At 63.3% G+C, this 22,282-nt stretch carries 18 protein-coding genes; 7 read left to right on the top strand and 11 right to left on the bottom strand.

What is annotated here, in order from left to right:
* Positions 1-36: 36 nt before the first annotated feature.
* From Q1K70_RS04960 to Q1K70_RS04935, 6 genes are all read left to right on the top strand, one after another.
* Positions 37-1,830 (top strand): ATP-binding protein, encoded by a 1,794-nt coding sequence (locus Q1K70_RS04960; RefSeq protein ID WP_300156478.1) that lies wholly within the window; start codon positions 37-39, stop codon positions 1,828-1,830.
* The gene (locus Q1K70_RS04955; RefSeq protein WP_300156476.1) at positions 1,799-2,491 is read left to right on the top strand and encodes a response regulator transcription factor; all 693 of its coding nucleotides are present in this window, start codon (positions 1,799-1,801) and stop codon (positions 2,489-2,491) included. Before Q1K70_RS04960 ends, Q1K70_RS04955 begins: the two co-directional genes overlap by 32 nt.
* Positions 2,492-2,942: 451 nt before the next feature.
* Entirely contained in the window at positions 2,943-4,034 is a 1,092-nt protein-coding gene (locus Q1K70_RS04950; RefSeq protein ID WP_300156474.1) for a mandelate racemase/muconate lactonizing enzyme family protein, read from the top strand.
* 309 nt (positions 4,035-4,343) lie between these two features.
* Positions 4,344-5,870, top strand: coding sequence for a sigma-54-dependent Fis family transcriptional regulator (locus tag Q1K70_RS04945; RefSeq protein WP_300156472.1), 1,527 nt, complete (start codon positions 4,344-4,346; stop codon positions 5,868-5,870).
* Positions 5,871-6,267: 397 nt separating this feature from the next.
* Positions 6,268-6,552, top strand: coding sequence for a UxaA family hydrolase (locus Q1K70_RS04940; protein WP_300156470.1), 285 nt, complete (start codon positions 6,268-6,270; stop codon positions 6,550-6,552).
* Positions 6,553-6,554: 2 nt separating this feature from the next.
* On the top strand, positions 6,555-7,715 hold the full coding sequence (locus tag Q1K70_RS04935; RefSeq protein WP_300156468.1) for a UxaA family hydrolase: 1,161 nt from the start codon (positions 6,555-6,557) through the stop codon (positions 7,713-7,715).
* 385 nt (positions 7,716-8,100) lie between these two features.
* On the opposite strand, the gene Q1K70_RS04930 is transcribed toward Q1K70_RS04935, so the two are convergent.
* The 11 genes from Q1K70_RS04930 to Q1K70_RS04880 form a co-directional block, all read right to left on the bottom strand.
* Complete coding sequence (locus tag Q1K70_RS04930) at positions 8,101-8,787, bottom strand: TerC family protein (protein WP_300156466.1); 687 nt, start codon at positions 8,785-8,787, stop codon at positions 8,101-8,103.
* Between the two features lie 117 nt (positions 8,788-8,904).
* A complete protein-coding gene (locus tag Q1K70_RS04925; protein ID WP_300156464.1) occupies positions 8,905-10,410 on the bottom strand; it encodes a tripartite tricarboxylate transporter permease in 1,506 nt (501 codons plus the stop codon).
* 12 nt (positions 10,411-10,422) lie between these two features.
* Positions 10,423-10,884: a tripartite tricarboxylate transporter TctB family protein gene (locus Q1K70_RS04920; protein WP_300156462.1), complete on the bottom strand. Its 462-nt coding sequence runs from the start codon at positions 10,882-10,884 to the stop codon at positions 10,423-10,425.
* 153 nt (positions 10,885-11,037) lie between these two features.
* Positions 11,038-11,988 carry a tripartite tricarboxylate transporter substrate binding protein gene (locus Q1K70_RS04915; protein ID WP_300156460.1) on the bottom strand — a complete coding sequence of 317 codons (951 nt, stop codon included), beginning with the start codon at positions 11,986-11,988 and terminating at the stop codon, positions 11,038-11,040.
* A gap of 953 nt (positions 11,989-12,941) precedes the next feature.
* Positions 12,942-14,225 (bottom strand): MBL fold metallo-hydrolase, encoded by a 1,284-nt coding sequence (locus tag Q1K70_RS04910; protein WP_300156458.1) that lies wholly within the window; start codon positions 14,223-14,225, stop codon positions 12,942-12,944.
* Positions 14,226-14,591: 366 nt separating this feature from the next.
* Positions 14,592-15,191 (bottom strand): ATP-dependent Clp protease proteolytic subunit, encoded by a 600-nt coding sequence (locus Q1K70_RS04905; protein WP_300156456.1) that lies wholly within the window; start codon positions 15,189-15,191, stop codon positions 14,592-14,594.
* 741 nt (positions 15,192-15,932) lie between these two features.
* The gene (locus tag Q1K70_RS04900) at positions 15,933-17,075 is read right to left on the bottom strand and encodes an ABC transporter permease (RefSeq protein WP_300156454.1); all 1,143 of its coding nucleotides are present in this window, start codon (positions 17,073-17,075) and stop codon (positions 15,933-15,935) included.
* Positions 17,072-18,277: an ABC transporter permease gene (locus tag Q1K70_RS04895; RefSeq protein WP_300156452.1), complete on the bottom strand. Its 1,206-nt coding sequence runs from the start codon at positions 18,275-18,277 to the stop codon at positions 17,072-17,074. The genes Q1K70_RS04900 and Q1K70_RS04895 overlap by 4 nt, the downstream gene beginning before the upstream one ends.
* Positions 18,274-19,266: an efflux RND transporter periplasmic adaptor subunit gene (locus tag Q1K70_RS04890; RefSeq protein WP_300156450.1), complete on the bottom strand. Its 993-nt coding sequence runs from the start codon at positions 19,264-19,266 to the stop codon at positions 18,274-18,276. Before Q1K70_RS04890 ends, Q1K70_RS04895 begins: the two co-directional genes overlap by 4 nt.
* An 18-nt stretch (positions 19,267-19,284) precedes the next feature.
* Entirely contained in the window at positions 19,285-19,950 is a 666-nt protein-coding gene (locus tag Q1K70_RS04885) for a CerR family C-terminal domain-containing protein (protein WP_300156448.1), read from the bottom strand.
* Between the two features lie 337 nt (positions 19,951-20,287).
* A complete protein-coding gene (locus Q1K70_RS04880; RefSeq protein ID WP_300156446.1) occupies positions 20,288-20,665 on the bottom strand; it encodes a TetR family transcriptional regulator C-terminal domain-containing protein in 378 nt (125 codons plus the stop codon).
* 45 nt (positions 20,666-20,710) lie between these two features.
* On the opposite strand from Q1K70_RS04880, the gene Q1K70_RS04875 reads away from it, so the two are divergent.
* Positions 20,711-22,183, top strand: a complete 1,473-nt coding sequence (locus tag Q1K70_RS04875; protein ID WP_300156445.1) for an outer membrane homotrimeric porin — start codon at positions 20,711-20,713, stop codon at positions 22,181-22,183.
* Positions 22,184-22,282 lie beyond the last annotated feature (99 nt).

The raw sequence follows: 22,282 nt of genomic DNA, 5'->3' as shown, positions 1-22,282 counted from the left end.
TGGACTCCGCTTTTCTCGTCGCACGGCGCAGTCGCCTTGGCCGCCGAGGCCTCCGCTTCGGTCCGCGTCGAAAAACGGGTGGTGATCCTCTACTCCATGCCCCTGGATTTTCCCGCCACGCAACTGGCGGAGAACGGCCTGCGGGAGGCGCTGTCCGAGAAAACCCCTTTCAGCGTGCAGATTTTTTCCGAGTATCTGGACTTGTCGCGATTTCGCCACGAGAACCAGCGCCAGGCGCTGTCCGACCTGCTGCGGCAGCGGTATGGGGCCATTCCCATCGATCTCGTCATTTCCGTGGACGTGCCGGCGACGCATTTCCTCATCGAACGGGCGGAGGAGGTCTTCCCCGGGGTTCCGGTGGTGGTCTGCGACATTCCCGAACCGTACAAGGGCAACATTCTCGCCTCCTCCTTCGGCAAACGCGTCAGCGGCGTCCTGGAACCCTCGGAATTGGCCCGCCGGCTCGTGGCCTCGGCGCTACGCTTCAAGCCCGAAACCAAGCATGCCGTGCTCATTTCCGGGGCGTTCGAAAACGACATCATCAGGGCCATGCTTTTGCGCCAGGCCCTCACGGCCTTGCAGCCGCGCGTCGAACTCATCGACCTCGGCGGCCTCGCCCTTGGCGAGATCCTTGACCGCTGTCAGAGCCTTCCGCCGGATTCCCTGGTTTTTTTCTCCACGCTCTTCGTCGATGCCAAGGGGCGCTTCTTCGTGCCCAGGGAAGTGATCCCTTCCCTGTCGAATTACGCCGGCTGCCCCATCTGGGGCATCTACGACTCCTATTTCGGCAGCGGGATCGTCGGCGGACCAATGGTCGGCATGCGGCTGCAAGGGCTCGAGGCGGGCAGGATCGCCCTGCGCATTCTGTCCGGGCAACCGGCGGGCGAAATCCCTTTCAACGACGGCATGAACACGAAAGTCACGCTCTACGACTGGCGGCAACTCAGCCGTTTCCGCCTCGACGAGGACCTGCTGCCCCGGGACGCAACCGTCTTGTACCGGGAATCCACGACCTGGGATCGCTACAAGCAGTACATCGTCGGCACGGCGATTCTTTTCGCCTTGCAGTCCCTGCTGGTCGTCGGCCTGCTCTTCAACCTGCGGCAACGGAAAAAGGCGGAAGTCGCCCTGCGCTGCAGCCAGCACGAGCTGCAGACCCTGGCCAGACGCCTGATTTTCTCCCAGGAAGAGGAACTCAGCCGGCTGTCGCGGGAATTCCACGACGACTTCGTCCAGCGCCTGGCCGCCATCGCCATCGAGATCGGCACGGTCGAGCTGCACATCCGGCAGCCGGGAGGCCGGATTCTGGACGAAATCATCGATGCGAAAAAGAAGATCATAAGCCTTTCCGAAGATATGCATGCGCTGTCCCGGGAATTGCACCCCTCGAAGCTGCGGGATTTCGGCCTCGTCCGGGCGGTCAAGGCCATGTGCCTCAATTTCTCCGACCGGGAAGGCCTGGCCGCGGATTGCAGTTTCGAGGGCGAATTCACGGAAATTCCGCTCGATACGGCCCTGTGCCTCTACCGGGTCGTCCAGGAGGGCCTGCGCAACATCGCCAAGCACGCCCGTGCCCGCCGCGTTGACATTTCCCTGCAGGGCACGGAAGATAAACTCGTCCTGACCATCAAGGACGACGGCGCCGGATTCAAGCCCCACTGCGCCAAGCTGACTCCCGGCATCGGCCTGGCCAGTATGCGGGAGCGGGTCCAGTACGCCAAAGGGGAATTCGCCATCCATTCGGAACCGGGCCAGGGGGCCGTGATCCACGTGACGGTTCCCTTGGAGGAGAAGCGGCATGATCAAGCCGAGAATCCTGCTGGCCGATGACCATCGCATGGTGGCCGAGGGCGTGCGCGGCCTGCTCGAACCCGACTACGAACTGGTCGGGATCGTCGAGGACGGCCGGGCCCTGCTCGAGGCCGTGGACCGGTTGCGCCCGGACGCCGTGGTGGCGGACATCTCCATGCCGCTGCTCAACGGCATCGACGCCGTGCGCCAGATCAAGAAGCGCCACAAGTCCGTGGCCGTCATCTTCCTCACCATGCATGTGGACGTGGATTACGCCGCCAGCGCCTTCGAGGCCGGGGCCCTGGGCTACGTGCTCAAGCACTCCGCCCCGTCGGAGCTTCTGACGGCGATCCGTTGCGGCCTCAAGGGCAAGACCTACATCACGCCGCTTCTGGCCGGCGAATTGCTGCAGTACCAGCGCGAAAAGCCCGCCGTGTCCGCGGACGCCTTTTCCCAGCTGACCGCCCGGCAGCGCGAAGTGCTGCAACTCATCGCCGAAGGGTTTTCCGTCAAGGAATCCGCCGCCATTCTAGGGATTTCCTCCCGGACCGTGGAATTCCACAAGTACACGATGATCGAATCGCTGGGGCTCAAGAGCTCGGCGGAATTGATCCGGTTCGCCGTGCAGCACGCCAAGGGGGTGTCCCGGGCCGGCGTGCGCCTCGCCTGCGACATCGATCCCTCGTCCGGCGGTTCCTGAACAGGACCCGCCGGCGCGGCGCCAATGCCGCGGATGCCGCCGCCGTCCGGGGCGGCTTGACGGCCGACGCCATCCTCGTCCCGCCCCTATCCGCAGCCGTCGCCGTGGCCGTGGCGGCCGGCTTGGGGGGCCACCTCCGGCGAACCCGCGCTCGTCAGGTCTTTGCGTCAGCAGCCCCCGCGCACCGCGCCCCGGCAAGCGCCTCCCTTGCCCGATCCCGGGCTTCCCGCCGACTATTGGGCGATCCTTGCGGCCCCCGGGCTTTGATTCCGGAAAATAAATCTCGTAATATTGGTATGTTGCCTTGAATCTTTGCCGTGCATGCTTTTTGATGGGGGCTGTCCGGTCAGCCCCGGGTCGCTTTGCCTGCGGCCGCGGCCTGGGGAAGTGCCCCGCCGTCGTCGCCGAGGCCGGACCCGAACCAATTTCCCCGCCAAGGAGGGTGTCGTCCATGAAGATCGTCGACGTGCAGGCCATCGCCGTGAGCATTCCCCAGGACCGCAAGTTCGCCGGCCCGAGCAAGGGCTTCGACACGGAAAGCGACGGCCACGTGCTGGTCAAGGTCCTGACCGACGAGGGCATCGTCGGCCTGGGCGAGGCCTGGCGGCTCACCCCCCGGGCCGTGGCCGCCTTCATCGTCGAGGCCCTCAAGCCCCGCCTCCTCGGCGCGGACCCCACCCGCATCGAGGCCCTGTGGCGCAAGATGTACCAGGCGACCTTCCGCTACGGCCGCAAGGGCATGGTGCTCAACGCCATCAGCGGCGTGGAGATCGCCCTGTGGGACATCCTGGGGAAATCCTGCGGCCTGCCCGTGTACAAGCTCCTCGGCGGGGCCTGCTGGGAGGGCATCCGCGCCTACGCCAGCCTGCCGCCCTACGAGAATCCCGCGGACGCGGCCGCCGACGCCGCCGAGCTGGCCGGCCAGGGCTACCACATGGTCAAGCTGCACCAGCGCGACCTCGAATCCGTGCGCCAGACGCGCCGGGCCGTGGGCGAGGCCACGCAGATCACCCTGGACGTCAACGGCTGCTGGACGCCCAAGGAGGCCCTGGCCATGGCCAGACGCCTGGAGGAGTGGGACGTGCGCTGGCTCGAGGAACCCATCAATCCCATGGACGACTACGACGGCCTGCGCTTCGTGCGCGAACGGTGCAACCTGCTCGTCGCGGCCGGGGAAAACGAATACGCCCACTACGGCTTCAAGGCCCTGATCGAGAAGCAGGCGGCCGACCTGCTCCAGCCGGACATCATCAAGTCCGGCGGGCTGCTGTGCTGCCGCAAGATCCTGGCCATGGCCGAGGCGGCCAACCTCCAGGTCATCCCCCATTCCTTCTACTACGGCCCGGGCGTCGCGGCCACGGCCCATTTCGTCATGGCCAACCCCTTAAGCGACGAGATGGAGATCAACGCCACGCCCCTGGCCCACGACTTCATGGTCCCGGCCCTGCGTCCCGTGGCCGGCCGGCTGGCCGTGAGCGACAAGCCGGGGCTCGGCATCGAACTCGACGAGGACGTCATCGCCCACCATCGGCTGGACCGCTAGGCTGGCGTTCCCCACAGGATGCAACGGCATTAAAAACTGAACCATTCACGACTGTTGTCCGCGAAAGGCACAGGCTTGCCCCTCGCGGACGCGACACGAGGCGTCGCCGCGCCCCTCCTCGCCGCCGGGAGGAGCGCGGCCGGAGACGATCCCAAAAGGCGAAGGAGAACGACGGCTTTGCAGGCAGGGCGATATCCTCTACACTGAGGACCGGCGCACGGAGCGCGCTTCCCGGCGACCGCGGGGGGCGTCCTTCGCGCCGCATCCGCAGCGTCGCAGGGGTCGCTTGGCATGCCGCACCGGAAACCCGTGGAAAACATCAATCTGCGCAGCCTCGAGGTCCAGCAGCAGGTCATCCGCCGGCTCAACGACGCGGTCCTCGGCGCGGTCTCGCGCAAGGGCTACTTCAAGGTCCTCAGCCACGAGCTGCGACGCCTGTTTCCCCACGACCGCCTGGCCATCAATCTCTACGATTCCGACGTCGAGATCCTGACCTATTTCACCACGGCCGACGGCGTGGTGGTGGGCGCGCAATCCAGCGTCCGCCAGGCCAGCCCGCAGACCGTGGCCGGGCTGGCCATCACCTCGCGCGAACCCGTGGTCATCCGCGACCTGGCCCGCCAGTTCAAGTGCCAGGAGGACAACCCCCTGGCCGAGGCCGGGCTGCAGGCCTCCATCGCCTTTCCGCTCATCGTGCGCGACGCCGTGCTCGGCACCCTGCACTGCTCCTTCCGCCAGGAGCCGCCCAACCTCATGGACATCGTGGACTTCATCGCCACCCTGACCCCCTTCGTCTCCTCCGGGGTGGACGCCATACTGACCCGCGAGCGCCTGTCCATGCTGGGGGCCGGCCCCCAGGCCGTGCCGCCGCCGCCGGACCTGATCGAAGGACCGGTCTTCGAGAGCGCGGCCATGAAGGCGATCATGCAGCAGATCCGGCGGGTGGCCCCCCTGGAGATCCCCATCCTCATCCAGGGGGAGACGGGAACGGGCAAGACCATGATCGCCCGCTACATCCACGAGCAGAGCCGCCGGGCCAAGTTCAACTTCGTCAAGGTCAACTGCCCGGCCCTGGTGACCACGCTGTTCGAGAGCGAGCTTTTCGGCCACGCCAAGGGGGCCTTCACCGGAGCCACCAGCCTGCGCCAGGGCCGCATCGAGATGGCCAACAAGGGGACGCTGTTTCTGGACGAGATCGGCGAGCTGCACCTGGACCTGCAAAGCAAGCTCCTGCAGGTGCTCGAGGAGAACAGCTTCGAGCGCGTGGGCGAATCCATCCCCTTCAAGGCCGACATCCGGCTCGTCGCGGCCACCAACATCGACCTGGTCAAGTCCCTGCGGGAAGGACGGCTGCGTTCGGACCTCTACTACCGCCTGGCCACCATGATCATCACCATTCCGCCGCTTCGGGAGCGGCGGGAGGACATACCGGTGCTGGTCAAGCGGATCTCCGGCATCCTGTCCGCCTCCATGCGCGTGCCGGACATCTCCCTGACCATGGGCATCATGCGCCAGCTCCAGGAGTACAACTGGCCGGGCAACATCCGCGAGCTGCGCAACCTCGTTAGCCGCATGCTCATCGCCAACGCCCATCGCCCCCTGACCCTGCGCGACGTGCAGGAGCTCCTCGGCGGCGCGCCCCTGGCCCTCCAGGAGTCGCCGGCGTCCTTCCCCACCCTGCGCCAGATGGAGAAGCGCCACATCGAAAAGGCGCTGTCCCTGGCCAAGGGGCGCGTCTCCGGGCCGGAGAGCGCCGCCGGCCTGCTCGGCATCCCGCGCACGACCCTGCAATACCGCATGCGCAAGCTCGGCATCGCCGCGCCCGTCAAGGACTGACCCGGCCCGGAAAGCCCAACGCGCGTTCACGACCAATACTGGGCGTCACGTCCAATATCCGGCGCGACCTCGCCGCCCCGTCCGTCATCGCGACCATCAAAGAACATTATTTCGCTGCATTACGATGCGGCGATCTCGGGCATGCCCCTTGCTTAGTCCTCGGCATGTTGGAGAGGCCGCAATCCTCGATCCGCAGCGGATCGCAAGAAACGCGCGGCAAGGAGTTGCGACGCGGGCCGGGCCGGGATGCCCGGCCCCGCATCCCAGGCCGGGCCGTTGGCCGGACCACGTTCCTTGCGGGATTGCGGGCAGGCAGGGTCGCACGACCGGCAGGCCGGGCGAAACCCGATGCCGCTGCCGGCAAGCAAGGCAGAAACATCCAATGCAGGAGGAAGGTATGTCCGTGCAATTCATTGTCCATGAACCGGGCGACATGGTCGGCGTCGTCGTCGTCGAGGGCGTCAAGGCCGGGCAAAAGCTCACCGGCTGGGTCATGGAGGGCGACAAGACCCTCGAGGTCGCGGTGAAGAACGACATCCCCATCGGCCACAAGCTGGCCCTCAAGGACCTGGCCGTGGGCGACACGGTCATCAAGTACGGCGTGGACATCGGCAAGGTCGTGGCTCCCATCCAGGCCGGCGAACATCTCCACGTGCACAACGTCAAGACGAAAAGGTGGTAGGCATGAAGACCAAATTCATGGGGTATCGGCGCGAGAACGGACGGGTCGGCGTGCGCAACCACGTGGTCATCCTCCCCCTGGACGACCTGTCCAACGCCGCCTGCGAGGCCGTGGCCAACAACATCAAGGGCACCCTGGCCCTGCCCCACCCCTACGGACGCCTGCAATTCGGCGCCGACCTGGACCTGCACTTCAAGACGCTCATCGGCACGGGCAGCAATCCCAACGTGGCCGCCGTGGTGGTCATCGGCATCGAGCCGGTCTGGACCGCCCGGGTGGTGGACGGCATCGCCAAGACCGGAAAGCCCGTGGCCGGCTTCTCCATCGAGCAGCACGGCGACCTGGAGACCATCTGCGCCGCTTCCCGCAAGGCCAAGGAATTCGTCCAGTTCGCCACCGAGTTGCAGCGCGTCGAATGCGACGTCAAGGAACTGTGGGTGTCCACCAAGTGCGGCGAGTCCGACACGACCTCGGGCTTGGCCACCAACCCCACCGTGGGCGACGCCTTCGACAAGCTCTACGCCAACGGCAACACCCTGCTCTTCGGCGAGACCACCGAGCTCACCGGCGGCGAGCACCTCGTGGCCGCCCGCTGCCGCACTCCGGAGATCCGCGACCAGTTCATGGCCATGTTCGACCGCTACGCCGCCTTGGTCGAGGCCCACAAGGTCGACGACCTGTGCGACTCCCAGCCCACCAAGGGCAACATCGAGGGCGGGCTCACCACCATCGAGGAAAAGGCCCTGGGCAACATCCAGAAGATCGGCAAGAAGTGCATCGTGGACGGCGTGCTGGACAAGGCCGACGCGCCCACGGGCCCGGGCCTGTGGTTCATGGACTCCTCCTCGGCCGCGGCCGAGATGGTGACCCTGGTGGCGGCCGCCGGCTTCGTGGTGCACTTCTTCCCCACGGGTCAGGGCAACATCATCGGCAACCCCATTTTGCCGGTGATCAAGCTGAGCTCCAACCCGAGGACCGTGCGCACCATGAGCGAGCACGTCGACGTGGACGTGTCCGGCATCCTGCGCCGCGAGATCAACCTGGACCAGGCCGGCGACATGCTGCTCGACATGATGGTGCGCACGGCCAACGGCCGCAACACCTCGGCCGAGGCCCTGGGACACCGCGAATTCGTCTTCACCCGCCTGTACGAAAGCGCCTAGCGCGCCCCGCCTCCTCCGATCCCGGCCGGCCCCTCCCGGCCGGGATCGGCCTCTCCCGGCCGGCTGTTCGCCGGCTTTTTTTTTCACCGGTTGGGACCGACTCCTCGCAGGCGGCAGAGGAGGAAAGCGGCTTCACGCCCCTGAGGGCTGGCGGGAACTCCGTTCCCCGGGGGATGCCAGGGCGCGCCTCCCCCCGGGAACGGCCGCGACCGCTGTCCCCTCCATGCCGAAAGCCAGGCCAGGCCGGCTCTCTGGTCGTCGCGCGGGCAGGCGAAAAAAGCCAGCCGCCGCTCCTGTCAGGGCAGGGACGACGGCTGGCCGAGGGTGGAGGATGGCCGGGAAAAACGGCGGCGGAAAACCGGGCCGAAGGCCCGGGCCTCGATCGTCAACAGCGCTTGGCCTCCTGCCCCTGCATCCTGAGGCAGAGCTTGCCGACCAGGACCACGCCCACGGCGCCCACGATCTCGGCGACGATGCCCTGCGCGTGCGACACCTGGAAAAAGCCCAGGGTGAACTGGTCGGTCAGGATCATCTCCACGGCCACCTTGCCCAGGATCGCCGAGCCCAGCAGGAGGATCCAGGGGAAGCGGTCCATGAGGTTGGCCAGCAGCGACGAGGTGAAGACGACGAAGGGGATGGACAGGCCCAGGCCGATGAGCAGCAGCGCCAGGTCCCCCTTGGACGCCCCGGCCACGGCCAGGATGTTGTCCGTGGACATGACGAGGTCGGCCACGAGCACGGTGAAGACGGCCTGGAGCAGGGTGGTGCACTGCTTGCGCCCCTCCTCGTCGGGGCTGCCCTGGACCAGGAGCTTCACGCCGATCCAGGCGATCAGCACGCCGCCCACCAGCTTGATGAAGGGCAGGCCCATGAGCTTGGCCGCGAAGACGGTCAGGACGACGCGCAGGATCACGGCCGCGCCCGCGCCGATGCCGATGCTCAGCAGGCGTTGCTTCTTGGGCAGGCCGTTGGCCGCCATGGCGATGACCACGGCGTTGTCGCCGGCCAGGACGAGGTCGATGCAGATGATGCTCAGCAGGCTGCCGATGAACTGCAAATCGAAATGCGGCATGACGGTGTTCCTTGTCGTGTTCGCGGCCGGCCCCGGCCGGGGCCGGTGGCCGCCGCCTCCCCGCGCCCGGCGGCCGGGGCGGGGAGGCGGGCAGTGTATGTGTATTCCGGGATCGCCTCAATCGTCGGCGTCGGAAAGCGCCTCGACCCCGCCGCTTTTCACCTGCATCCACAGGCCCCTGGCGATGGAGGCCAGGGCCAGGGCGATGAAGCACAGGGAGATGGGCCGGGTGAAGAAGATGCCGAGAGAGCCGCCGGAGAGCATCAGGGACTGGGACAGGGACGTCTCCAGCATCGAGGCCAGCACCGTGGACAACACCAGGGGGGCCACCGGGAAGCGGAGCTTGCGCATGAAGTAGCCGATCACGCCGAAGAGCAGGGCCACCCACACGTCGAACATCAGGAAGCGGATGCTGTAGGCCCCGATCACGGAGAACAGCACGATCAGCGGCCCGAGGACCGGAAAGGGGATGCGGGCGATGCGCGCCCACAAGGGGATCAGCGGCAGGTTGAGGATCAGGCAGATGATGTTGCCCAGGTACATGCTGGCGATGACCGCCCAGACGAAGGGCGCGTTGTTCTGGAAGAGCAGGGGGCCGGGCTGCAGGCCGTACATCATGAAGCCGCCGAGCAGCACGGCCAGGGCCGGGCCCGTGGGCAGGCCGAAGGCGAACAGGGGCACGAACCCGGCGCTCGAGGTGGCGTTGTTGGCCCCCTCCGGCGCGGCCACGCCCTCGATGGCCCCCTTGCCAAAGCGTTCCGGCGTCTTGGAGCAGCGTTTCTCGATGTCGTAGGCCACGAAGGTGGTCACGGCCGGGGCGCAGCCGGGCAGGAGCCCCATGAAGAAGCCGATGAGGCTCGAGCGCACCATGGTCCAGCGGCACATCCAGATGTCGGCCCACTTGGGCAGCCAGTCGATCTTGCCGCTGTTGTAGACCAGGGCCACGCGCTGCTCCACGTTGGTGAAGACCTCGCCCAGGGCGAACAGGCCGATGATGATGCTGATGAAGTTCACCCCGGCCAGCAGGTCGTCCGAGCCGAAGGTCAGCCGGGCCGCCCCGGTGAGGGGGTTCTGGCCGACCAGCGAGATCAGCAGGCCGAAGGCCGCGCCGATGATGCCCTTGAACAGCGCCTTGCCCGACAGGCTGATGATCAGCGACAAGCCCATGAACATCAGGGCGAAGTACTCGGGCGGGCCGAAGGACAGGGCGAAGCTGGCCAGGATGGGGGCGAAGAAGGTGAGGCCCACGATGCCTATGGTGCCGGCCACCCAGGAGGAGATGGCGGAGATGGCCAGGGCCGGCCCGGCCCGGCCCTGCTTGGCCATTTCGTAGCCGTCCAGGGCCGTGGGCACGGACGAGGCCTCGCCGGGGATGTTCACCACGATGGCCGTGGTGGAGCCGCCGTACATGGCCCCGTAGTAGATGGCGGCCATCATGATGATGGCCGGGGTGGGCGCGAGGAACGTGGTCAGGGGCAGGAGGATGGCGATGGCCGAGGAGGGGCCGATGCCGGGCAGCACGCCGACCAGGGTGCCGAGCGTCGAGCCGACCAGGGCCCACAGCAGGTTGACCGGCGAGATGGCCGAGGCGAATCCTTGGAACAAGAGGTTCATGGAAAACATAAAAGCGGCCTCCTACCTGTCGAAAAGGCCGGCCGGAAAGTTCATTTCCAGTCCGACGCTGAAGACGTAGTGCACGACGAGGGCGGTGATCACGGCGCAGACCACGGCCTGGACCAGGCGGCGGTTGAGCTGCCACACGGTCGCCGTGATGTAGCAGGCCGTGGCCAGGGGCATGCCGAGCAGCTCGATGCCGAGCAGATAGGCCACGGTGAGCCCGAAGAAGACCAGCAGGTGGAGGCCGCCGGCGCGGTCGGGCCATTCCACTTCCATGTCCGCGCCGTGGCTTTTCCAGGATTTGAAGGACAAGCCCAGGCCGGCGACGATGGTGCAGACGCTCAGGCCCATGGGGAGCATCCAGGGGGGGAGGCGCTCGCCCAGCATGTCCGTGATGCTCAGGGAACTGATGAAGAACAGAAGGCCGATCCCTGCGATGAGAAAGCCGCTTAGGATGTCGAGCTGGCGTAACGATCTCACGAAGCACTCCTCCCTTGGATCTTGCGTCCAAGCTGGTCCTTGGGGCCGTCCCCGGCGTCGCGGTCGCGAAATTCTCCGGGCGGACTTCGCGGGCGACAGGCCTCACGTGCGTCGGCCGTTGAAAATACTGCGTATCCTTCAACGGCCGCTACGCTAGTTGGCCTTCAGGTCCTTGGCGAGGTTGGTGTAGAGTTCGGTCAGCTTGGCGATGTAGGCCTTGCTTTCCTCGTGGCCCATGGCCAGGGGGACGAAGCCGTCGGCCTTCATGGCCTGCTGGATGGCCGGGTCCGAGACCACCTGCAGGAAGGCCTTTTCGAGCACGGCGACCACTTCGGGCGGGGTCCCCATGGGCACGGCCACGCCGCGGTCGATGGAGTCGGTCATGTTGTAGCCCTGCTCCTTGAAGGTGGGCACGTCCGGAAAGTCGGGAAAACGCTCGTCCGAGGAGAAGGCCAGCACCCGGAGCTTGTCCGCGAAGCGCACCAGATCGTCGGAGTTGGCCATGACGGCGGCGGTGTGTCCGCCGAGGAACGCGGTCATCTGGGGGGCGGAGCCGGTGAAGGGGACGTAGGTCAGCTGGATGCCGGCCAGCTTCTGGAGGCGCAGCGTGGCGAAGTGGTGGCCGGAGAACACGGCGGAGCCGCCGACGCTGATGGTTCCCGGGGCCTTCTTGGCCGCTTCCACGAACTCCTTGAGGTCGCGGTAGGGACTTTCCTTCAACACCGCCAGGGCCAGCGGGGTGCGCTGGAACATGACCACGGGGTTGATCTGGTCGGTCTTGTAGCCGACCTGCTGCTGCAAGGGCTGGAGGATGATGTGGGGCGTGTTGATGGTGACGAAGGTGTAGCCGTCGGGCTTGGTGCGCACCAGCTCCTTCCAGCCGAGGGCGCCGCCGCCGCCGACCTTGTAGTCGACGATGACCTGTTGACCGAGGATCTTCGACAGCGGCCCCTGCTGCCGGCGGGCCTCACGGTCCGACTGTCCGCCCGGATCGAAAGTGACGATATAGGTTAGTTGTTTCGAGGGAAAGGAGTCGGCTGCGAAAGAGGCACCAGAATTAGTCAGGGCAACAAAAACGACGAGGAGCATCAAAATACGCTTCATCATGACCTCCAACCCTTGTTGCTTGATAAAGACTAAAATCATTCGCCAATTCTCAACGACAGAAAACGACGGCTTCTCCTTGTCAGAGCAGGTTTCCGGAATGCAGGGCATCCCGAGTAACGGCCACAGAATGTTCACCCACGTATGCCCTCTTCTCGAAGCAAGACATGTGCCAGCTAGTTTGTTTTTTAACAAGCTGAAATACCATGATAAAATAATTTCAATCCGGCCGAACGCCCCGGATTGCGCCCACTATTGGGCATGCCGCCGGTAAACGCCCTGGGCCGCCGCCCAATGGCGCGCACGTCCCTCGGGTCCTCGGGCGCGGGCAGGCTTCGCTTTGCCCGCCCGCCGCGGCCGGCGCGTGGAATCTTCAGGGAAATCAAAGGAGAAAAGGCCTGCTCCCGGCCGCCCTCCCGACCCGGCGGCCGCCCCGGCGTTTCGCCGGCCAGACGGCAGGCAGGCGCCCGGCCCTCAAGAGGAACGTGCGCCGATCACGGGAAACGGGACAGGCCGGCCGAAGGCCCTGAGATGCGCGGGCCGCCTGGAAATTCGCCCAGGGGAACCAGCCCGGCCCGGCATGACGCGCAAGGGGGTCAAGATTTCGTCAACATTTCACAGCGGGACTGAAGATCTCACCCGCCTGGACACTCGAGGCGCCTGCCAGAAGCAGCGGGAGAGCTTCTCGCTCAAATCGCGGGGAACCCTGGAGGGGAATGCTCCGGCGGGGCCTGGTGCCGCGCCGGTCTTGACGCTGGTTGCGCATCTGCCGACGCGACAACGGCCTTCCTTCTCGCGTCTTCCTCACGCCCACGGCAACACGCAACCAACGCCCGGCGCAAAGGTTTACAGTCGGCGCCGGTCCTTGTGGAGCACATGCTTCTTGTCGGCCGGTTGCCTTTCAACACCCTCGGGCATGAAAACTGTCGCAGCGAATCCGCAGGCTGGGCCATTCACGCTTTGGACCGGCCCCGGGGATTGCCGACGCCGATCTCCATGAGGTCCTCGCCGACTATCAATTCTCCGGGAAAGTTCTGTTGCGCCAGCCTCAGGCGCGCCACCGGCGCGTTGGCCGGCGCGATATGGCTTAAAACCAGCGTCTTGACCCTGCATTGCTGCGCGACTCTCCCGACATCCGCGGTGCTGGTGTGCGCGGTCATGACGTGATGGTACAACGGCCAAGCGGGGTCTCCCTCCTTGACGCCCTTGAAGCTGGTCTTGATCCAGAAGTCGTCGATGACCTCGTGGACGAGGACATCGGCCCCATTGGCCAGGGTCTGGAGATTGCCCCGGGTGTCGGGGCCGGTATCGCCCGAAATGACCAGCGATCCGTCTTCGGTGTCGAACCGGAAGGCAAAGGCGGGGTAGACTTCATAGTGGTCGACGAGGGTGGCTGTGACGCGCAGCCGGTCGTCCTTGTAGATCTCGAAGGGCTTCATGGACGGGCAGGTGATGTCCGCTGTCCAGGGTTTGTTCGGATCGGGAACGACGAAGCCGGACGGCCAGGGTATTGTCTTGGGATCGCCGATTTCCCTGACGTCGATGATCTTGGGGATGTCCGGGTAGCCTTCGTCCTGGGCGCAATTGTTGAAGGTCTGCGCAAAGGCCTGAAGGATGTGGTCCGTCATCGACTTTGTGCCGGGAGTCGGGGTGGCGAAGGGCGGATTGCGACTCTCCGCAGTGATGACGGTCCCCTTGTAGCCGGACATGTTTTCTTCAAGCCTGCCCCGGTCGCCGGGTCCGATGATCGCCAGCGGCCGCTTCTCGGCATAGCCGGCTCTGGCGCCGATTTCGAGGAAGGTGGGATAGTCGCCCAGATGGTCCATGTGCAGATGGGTGAAAAAGACCGCGCGCATGTCGGAGAGGAACGTGGACAGTTCCAGTTGCGTCCGCTGGCCGCCGATGGTGACGAAATGTCCGAAGTTGAAGGCTTCCGCCAGACGGGCGCAAGCGCCGAAGCCCAGGTCGATGAGATACATGGCGTCGCCGACGAGCAGGGCCTGGGAATTGCTGGCCCGATTCGAACCCGGCCACCAGGTCATGCCGCCCGTCGTGCCGAGGAGCACCAGCCGGGTATTGTGGCGTCCCCTGCCGATCCTGGGCTTGTCGCTTGGCTGGGATGCCAGCGCATTTTTCACGCCGAGCCCTGTCACGAGCGGCGCCAACGCCAATGCCCCCATCCCCTTGAGCAATGTTCGCCGCAGCATTTTCGACCCAAAACCTTTGCGGGAATGCATGTGATTCTCCTTGGTTCGGTGGAAATGCACTATCGGGGGTCAGCCTTTCGCGTCCTCGGCGCGCAACGGGTCAAGGGGCATCGCCCTGGCCTCCAACTTTGCCGAAGCTGCGTCGAATGTCCATAAGCCAGAATCAAAGCCCACCCAGGAAAAGAGGGGAGCCAGCCAACGACCGCTTGAAAATTTCACCCGGAAAACCGCAACTCAAATGCACCGGACAGACAATACAGTAAAATATTAACAATTCCAGACCATAATTAAAAACACAACCCCAAGGGACACGGAAGTATCCATCCAGGAGCATCGGGACAGCTCCTCGTTCCATTCGAAGGGAAGATTCCGGCTGGATGCGACGACATCCCTGCATTAAAATATTGGCCCCTCCAAATAACCGGTAGCAATCCCCATGTTGAGCGCTTCCGACGCTGTCAGCAGGGTACTTTTATCCATCATTTGATGCACCTGCTCCGGAGAAATTTTTCCACGCGTCGTTTCCGAAACAATCTTAGCATATAAATTTTCCAAAATAAGGATTCTATCCTTGTCTTCCTGCTTGTTTCGTTCCGTCGGCTTCGTATTTTTATATTGCATTGATATATTGTGAAACAACATATACGCATTGCGACCAATCAATCTCTTGTTTCCGGAGCAAAAAAGAATCACGGCCGCAGACGATATCTGACCGACACCGACAACGGTTATCTCCCTTTTCATTCCATGCCGAACAACGTCATAAAACGCCATGGCCGACTCAACCATTCCTCCATCGCTATTTAAAATTATAACATTTCTTTTGTTGACGACAATATCTTCCAACGTCTTCCCTATGGACGCAGGAGTGACTTCGTCAAAAAACAAGTAGGCGGAACCACCCGTGGTCATGGTTTTGGAATGGGCCAAGCGCATATGGCCCATAGCGCTCAACGCTATCGCCGCAAGGAAGATCGTGCACAAGAATTGCCGCATATTTTGCTCGTGGGGGTTGACATGAAATCCGGATGCACTCCGTCTAGGAGACGTCCAGGCGAAGTTCTCCAGACCAGTCCAGGTTTGGGGACGGTTGCCGCAGGACACGATGATCAGTCGCAACTCAATTGTCTGCAAAAAAGAGAAATGAGCGGCCTTTGTTGGAGGCAACGCCCATTTCAGGACCTATCAGGAGAAGAAAGAAGCCGCAAGTTTTTCTGGGAAACGGAAATTTCCACGCCATGGCCTGTCGGAAAGCAGGCTCGAACGGCGAGAATCGGCACACGGCTGCCCAAAAAAACGAGGATACGGGTCCCCGCAACGCCATCATGGACGCTTGGCCTTTCGCGTATGGTGGAGGTCTTCGCCACTCCTTGCTTCGGGGCGGCTTATCCGCCCCATGCCGACCCGATACATTTCACGGGACCGCCGTGCCGGGAGCTACCGCAACAAAGGGGATGCGTCTCGTCAGTCGCATGAACATCTCGCGAGCGATTCCAATCCGAAGTGATTCGGCACGGATTCCGGCCGCTCTCTCGGACGGCAGTTGGTTCGACCGCAACCAGTCTCCGGCCTCTTATCCTTCCGGCGCCTGGCGGGAACCAGATGCAGGCCAGGCAGCGGCTGGCGGCCTCGTCTGCTGGAGCGGTCCGCATGCCCGCTTGGAAGGCGAGACTGTTTTGCCCTTCCGCTTGAATCGCCAGGAGGATACGCAACCTGCGTGCAGTTCTGTTGAAGGACCTACCGCCGCATGGTCGCCTCCCTGGTAAAGGAAAGCCAGGCACAACACCCGTAAGCGCCTGTCAGCAGCCACAAGGTGCTCCATTCCCGCAGAACGTCCGTCAGTGCCGCCCCCATTTTGCTGATGCGTAAAAACCCGGCGATGGCCGGCGTTGTGGGCACGAACTGGGCCAGCCAGCGGATGGGCAGCGGCATGCACTCCGGCGGCCAGGCAAAACCCGACAGGAAAAGAAAGGGGAGTGAAAGCGGCAACAACAGTTCTACCGGCATTTCGCGGTACCGGTAGACCGGCACCAGGGCCAGACCGAGAAAGATGGTGGCCAGGAAAAACGGCAGGATAAAAAGCAGCATGTCCGCGGGGTTCCCCCGCTGGGAGAGGGAATAGATCCGGGGAACAAGAAAAAAATAATAGACGGCATGCACCATGTAGACCGCGAGATAGGCCAGCGTCTTACCGAGCATGCGCGAAAACAGGCGGCCCGCCGGTTCATCGGTGGGATGGCGCGGCCGATTGGCGACACCCAGAAACCCCACGCCCATGAGCAACGTCTGTTCGAGCACCAACAAAAGAACTGGCGGTACGGTATAGTGGGCGTACCCGACCCACGGGTTGAAAAGCGGCCGCTGCTCCAGCGTGGCCGGGTTTTGTCGAATGCCGGCCTGCTCCCGGGGGACGCCGGCAGCTCGGAAACGAGTTTCCTTGGCGGCCGCCGATAAGGCGGCCACGGCCTGCTTCACACTCAGGGATGTCTGGCGGTAGATGAGGAAATAGCTGGCATCGGCATACAGGCCAAGGGTGATCTGGTCGCCGCGCCGCAGTTTTTTTTCGAAATCGTAGGGGATGGTGAGGACGGCCCCGACCTTGCCCACGAGCAGGGCGCGCTTGGCTGCGGCCTCGGTCGGCATATGCGCGACCACGGCTGCGCCCTCGCCGGCGTCCACCAGCCGGACGAGCTTGCGGCTCGTATCGGAACCGTCCTTGTCCACCACGACCAGCGGCACCTCGCGCGGCACCTCGTTGAGGTACGGCGTCGGGTAAAACAGCGAATACACCACCGCCGCGCCGACCAAAATGAGCCTGGCCCCGCTGTTGGTGAGGATGCCTTTCAACTCGTCGCGGCACGCCCCGAAAAACACGCTCATAATTCCCCCCATTCCGCGGGAGTGCCCAACCGGTGGGCCAGGATGGGCACGGCAATGGCCGGGCAGACGAGGACAAACACCAGCATGGCGGCGAGATCCGGCATCGCCATGGCGAGCGACGCCCCGTGGAAACCGTAGCGCACCAGAAATTTCAAATACCAGGTTAGCGGCAACAAGCCTCCCCAGATTTTGGCGAAAAGTGGCATACCCAGAATCGGGAAGGTAATGCCGGTAAAGGCGAAGGCCGGGGCGGCATACACGGCCGCAAGGCTGACGGAGAGCCGGAAATTGCCCAGTACCGCGATGAAAAGCAGCCCTACCGCCTGGTAGGCCAACACGAACAGGACCGTCGCCAGGCAAACCGTGCCGAAACCGCCACGCAGCGGCATGCCCAGATAGCGGAAAAGGAAGCTCACCATCCCCAGACCGAGCAGGACATAAAAAACCGAAAACGGCAGCAGCTTGCCAGCCACGGCCACGACGACGTTGTCCTTGGCCCCGGCCAGGAAAATGTCGGCGGTGCCGTTTTTTAGCTCCATGCCGAAGGCGTGGATCGTGGCCAGCAGGATGCAGATTTGCAGGATGGACGGCAGCAGGGCCGTGGTCAGGAAATAGCGGTAATCCAGATAGGGATTGAAAAGCGCATGGCCGTCGATGGCCACGGGTTGGGCCAGCGCCGCGACGGCCGCCCGGGGCGCCCCTGCATGACGACGCAACTTGGCCTCGAAGGCGGTGGAAAGTGCGGACGAAACATTACTCAGATCCTTGTTGATCATGTTGCCGGGCAGTACCCATTGCGAGTTGTAATAGGCCACGGCTGCACCCCTGTGTCCTCGCTTGGCATCGGATTCGAAGTTTTTGGGGATAAATAGGTACGCATAGATTTCCCCTCGACGCATGAGCCGCATGCCCTCCTGCGGGGAGTCCACCTGCTGCACGATCCGCATGCTCGGCGCGGCCCCCACTTCCCGGATCACCAACCGGGAGGCGGCGGTGCCGTCCATGTCGCACACGGCCACCGGCAGTCCGCGCACCAACTCCCGGTGAAAGATCAGCAACATCGCCGCGAAGCCGAGACATGGCAACAGGACCAGAAAGACCATGTGGAAGCGGCATGACAGAATCCGTTTGAGTTCGCGGCGCACCGTGAAGGCGAATCCCCGCGGATGGACCGGCGGCCGCGGCTCCCTCCGCAGCTTCATGAAGCCCTCCCCACAGAGAATATCACGCTCATGCCCGGCCGCAGCCCCACAATCGGATGCTTCGGCACGGCCCGCACTTCGAAGGTTTTGAGATCGAAATCACCGCTGTCGCTGGTGGCCCGCCAAGTCGCGAACTCCCCGAGCGGGGAGATGTAATTGACCACAAACGGCATCGGCGCTCCACCCAAGGCCGGCACCTTGCCGAGAACTTCCTGCCCCATGCGTACGGCCGCCAGCCGATCTTCCCGCAAATTGACCGTGACCCAGACATCGGACAGATCAATGATGGTCATGACCGGATAGCCCGGGGAGACGAGCTCCCCGCGCTTGGCCACGGCTTCTTTGACCTCGCCGTTGATGGGGGAGGACAGCTGCAACTCATCGGTCAGGGAACGCGCCTCATCCACGGCCCGGGCTGCCTGCACCGCCAGCGCGGCGGAATTCTCCCGGTCCTCGACCCGGTTGCCGGTAACGGCCATGTCGTAAGCAGCCTTGGCCGCCCGTTCCTTTTCCAGGGCCATCTTCCAGTTGGCCTCGGCCTCATCGAGTTGCTGGGTCGAAACGGCTCCGCGCTCCTCTAGGGTTTTGGTGCGCCGGTAGGTTTTTTCAAGGACGATGGTCTGGGCCTTCGCTTCGGCCAGCCGATCGCTGGCCGCCCGGATCTCCTCCTCCCGGCTGCCCACATCGGTTTTCTTCTTGACGGCCAGGGCCGCCTGCCGGGCCGCCTCGGCCTGATGCAATCTGGCGGTCGTCTCGGGGCTTTCCAGCGTCACCAGCGACTGGCCTTTTTTAACCGTGGCGCCGTCTGCGACCAGAATGGAGGTGATCCGGGCGGTAATTTTGGGGGAAATATCGATCTGAGTGGCTTCAATCTCCCCCTGGATGTAGCGCGGGGAAGGCGGTACCAGCAAAAAACCTGCACCAATACCCGTGGCCAAAACCACCAGAAAAACGGCCAAGATAACAATAGTGGATCGCGTAATGCGCACAGCAAAGCCTCCGCAGGGTCAAAGTCCAAGGATACCGCACACGCCTTCGGCTACGATCGACACCAGAGAAGAGAACAGTTCCGGCTCATAGATTTCGGAGCCGAAGCGACGCTGCAAGATGGCCCGGTCCCGTCCTATGTTGGTCAGTTGCAGAATGATGCAATACACTCTGATTCTATTGCGCTGCAGCGTCTCTTCCGGGCCGGAAACAGCCTGGACGAGCCGTTCTATTGCACCGATAACCGGCTCCACCACTTCCTGGTAAATCGTCTCAAAGGCTTGTGTCGGATCAACATATTCCCGTTGAAGCAGAACCCCCAGCCAACGCGAGCGCTCCGTGCGCACGGAAGCCGCCAGGAACTGTTCGACGGCCTCCCGGACAAGCTCCCGCAAGCGCGGTCTGTCTCCAGCACAGCTTTCAACATTGCGGTCAATGGTTGCGACAAGCGGCACGCAGATTTCCCGGAGCTTTTTCACCATGGCGGTGATAACGGCCTCGTAGAGCCCCTGCTTCCCCTTGAAATGGAAACCGATGGCGGCATGGTTAACTTGCGCCGCCCGGGCAATGTCGCGGGTGGACACGGCGTGGTAGCCAAACGTGGCAAAAAGCCGCAATCCTGCTTCGATCAGACGCTTGCGGGTCGCGTCGCCGCGCACCGCCTTGCCCTCGGATTCCTGGGTCATGAGTGCCTTCCTTCCTGTGATTTTCTGCTGATACCATTGATGGATGGTATATTCATCCATTTGGTTAAGTCAAGAGAATAATCCAAATGGCAGACAACCGGTCGCGCGTCCGCCGGGCGGGGACGCGTCCGCCCCGGCCATGTGGGTAGGCATCACGGATGCGCGGAGGCAAGATATCCGCGCGTTTTCCGGCCGGCCTCAGTCCAAGCGGGGGGAGCGGCAAATCGGTCTAGAAAGCGTCGACCGGACAAAACAGTCTTGACGGGGTTAGGCTAGAGGCGGCTCTGTGTTTTTTTCAAATGCATCCGTAGCTCACGCAGCCGAATAGAGAGTTAGGCTAAGAATCTATGGGGCGCAGGTTCGAATCCCTCACGGCCGGCGAGAGGAAACGCTGCAGCAGAAGGGCAAACAGCGAAACCGCCTTGGCGCTGTCGGTCTTGGGGTAGCGCAGCCACAGCCCCCTCAAACCGTCCGTCACCCCAATCAGCACCGCCGCTACCGTCTCCGGGTCCAAACGGACATCGATTTCGCCACGTGCCTGGCCCCCCCGAAGAACGTCCGCCAAGAGTGCGCGCACTTTTTGGCTGTGCCCCTGAAGTATCGACGCCATCCCTGCGCTCCGCGAGGCTTCCGCGAACATTTCGAAGAGGAAGGCCGCTAGCGACCCCCCTCCCTCGGGTGCCGAGCGCGCCATTTCGTCGAGGAGCATTTTCATGAGTGGGCTATCATCGCAAAGGGCCTTCTCAAGAGGAAGGGAAGTATGAAACGATTGAACAGCCTTGTCCTGGCTGGCCTCATTGTCCTTTGCGCTTTCGCCAGCGCCTTTGCGGCCACCGAGGTCAAGATGACAGGTGATGCGCGTATTTACGGCAACTTCTTTGAAAACCGCAACTATACCGGCTGGAACAAGATCGGTACCAAGACCGAGGAAAACTTCGAGATATGGGAGCGCTTTCGTCTGCGCACGGACTTCATCGCCAACGAGGCCGTGAAGTTCAGACTGGGAATCAAAGTGGAGGATACCTGGGGCCACGGCACCTTTACTGCCGCGAACCCGGATGTGGCTGTCCAGGTTGACCTGGCTTACCTGCAGTTTATGGTCCCCGGTTGTGAAGGTATACAGGTCACGGCCGGCTTGCAGGACGTGAACCTGCCCCAGAGCAGCCTTTTCTACCAGAGCCCGGTCTGGAGCGACAAAATGGCCGCCCTGACCATCAGTGCCCCCCTGATCGACAAGACCCTGTCGGTCATGACTGGCTTCGGCAGACTGATCGACTCCAACCGGACCTACGACACCAGCACCACGCAAAAGTCCGATGAACTCGATGCCTACTTCCTGGCCCTGCCTGTTACCATCGAAGGCTTCAAGGCCACGCCGTGGGCCATGGTCGCCGTGGCCGGCCGCAATGCCGACTACACCTTCAAGGACACCACGGACGTGGCCGAATGGGGCAACAACTTCGCCAACACCTTGGTGTCGGCTGCCAGTTCATCCAACATGGCTACCCCCGGGACCATGGGCTACTGGAAGAACAACCAGAACGCCTACATCTGGGCTGGCGGCGCTTTTGAAGTCACCGCCTTGGATCCGATCAAGTTCTATGGTGACGTGATCTATGGCGGTGGGGCTACGAACGACCACAAGGCGGCCAAGCGCGAAGGCTGGATGGTCGACTTCGGCGTTGAGTACACGGGCCTTGACATCGTCACCCCGCAGGTGTTCGCCTTCTGGTCCTCCGGCGAGGATAAGTCGACCCTCAACGGTTCCGAGCGCATGCCCTACATGCGTTCTTACTGGGGACCGGGCAACAGCTTCCTGTTCGATAACAGCCAGGAACTCGGCAAGGGTTCCAACATGTACACCAATCCCGTGGGCAACTACGGTTTCGGCGCATCGCTGAACAACATATCGTTCATCGAGAAGCTGACCCATCGCCTGACCTTCGTGTATGTGCATGGCAACAACTCGAACAGAGCCATCCGTTACGCCCGCACTTGGCTCAATAACTCTTACTTCACCATGGGCCACGACCTGGGTGAGAATGATTACGTGATGGGGTTCAACTTCGATACGAAGTACATGATCTACGAGAACCTGGCCGCCGTCCTTGAGACCGGCTGGGCGCACGGCGATTTCCAGCAAAGCGTTTGGGGGCACCGCCTGACCCACCAGGCCGATAAAAACGACAACAACTCCTGGAAAGTCGCTTTCGGTCTGACATATAAGTTCTAGACGGCTAAAACGGTACTCGACGCACGGAATCGGGGCCTTCGGGCCCTGCGTTGGGCACCCTCGCAAGGGGTGCCCTTTATTATGCAAACTGCGGCGAGG

It is taken from the genome of Solidesulfovibrio sp. (assembly GCF_029978005.1).
Classification (GTDB): Bacteria; Desulfobacterota; Desulfovibrionia; order Desulfovibrionales; family Desulfovibrionaceae; genus Solidesulfovibrio.
Note: the sequence above shows the minus strand (reverse complement) of the source record. Positions and strands in the feature narration are given on the sequence as shown.

Coding starts and splice junctions, on each gene's coding strand:
- Q1K70_RS04955 (WP_300156476.1), top strand. CDS start 1,799: ATGATCAAGCCGAGAATCCTGCTGGCCGATGACCATCGCATGGTGGCC.
- Q1K70_RS04950 (WP_300156474.1), top strand. CDS start 2,943: ATGAAGATCGTCGACGTGCAGGCCATCGCCGTGAGCATTCCCCAGGAC.
- Q1K70_RS04940 (WP_300156470.1), top strand. CDS start 6,268: ATGTCCGTGCAATTCATTGTCCATGAACCGGGCGACATGGTCGGCGTC.
- Q1K70_RS04935 (WP_300156468.1), top strand. CDS start 6,555: ATGAAGACCAAATTCATGGGGTATCGGCGCGAGAACGGACGGGTCGGC.
- Q1K70_RS04930 (WP_300156466.1), bottom strand. CDS start 8,787: ATGCCGCATTTCGATTTGCAGTTCATCGGCAGCCTGCTGAGCATCATC.
- Q1K70_RS04925 (WP_300156464.1), bottom strand. CDS start 10,410: ATGTTTTCCATGAACCTCTTGTTCCAAGGATTCGCCTCGGCCATCTCG.
- Q1K70_RS04915 (WP_300156460.1), bottom strand. CDS start 11,988: ATGAAGCGTATTTTGATGCTCCTCGTCGTTTTTGTTGCCCTGACTAAT.
- Q1K70_RS04910 (WP_300156458.1), bottom strand. CDS start 14,225: ATGCATTCCCGCAAAGGTTTTGGGTCGAAAATGCTGCGGCGAACATTG.
- Q1K70_RS04905 (WP_300156456.1), bottom strand. CDS start 15,191: ATGCGGCAATTCTTGTGCACGATCTTCCTTGCGGCGATAGCGTTGAGC.
- Q1K70_RS04900 (WP_300156454.1), bottom strand. CDS start 17,075: ATGAGCGTGTTTTTCGGGGCGTGCCGCGACGAGTTGAAAGGCATCCTC.
- Q1K70_RS04895 (WP_300156452.1), bottom strand. CDS start 18,277: ATGAAGCTGCGGAGGGAGCCGCGGCCGCCGGTCCATCCGCGGGGATTC.
- Q1K70_RS04885 (WP_300156448.1), bottom strand. CDS start 19,950: ATGACCCAGGAATCCGAGGGCAAGGCGGTGCGCGGCGACGCGACCCGC.
- Q1K70_RS04880 (WP_300156446.1), bottom strand. CDS start 20,665: ATGAAAATGCTCCTCGACGAAATGGCGCGCTCGGCACCCGAGGGAGGG.
- Q1K70_RS04875 (WP_300156445.1), top strand. CDS start 20,711: ATGAAACGATTGAACAGCCTTGTCCTGGCTGGCCTCATTGTCCTTTGC.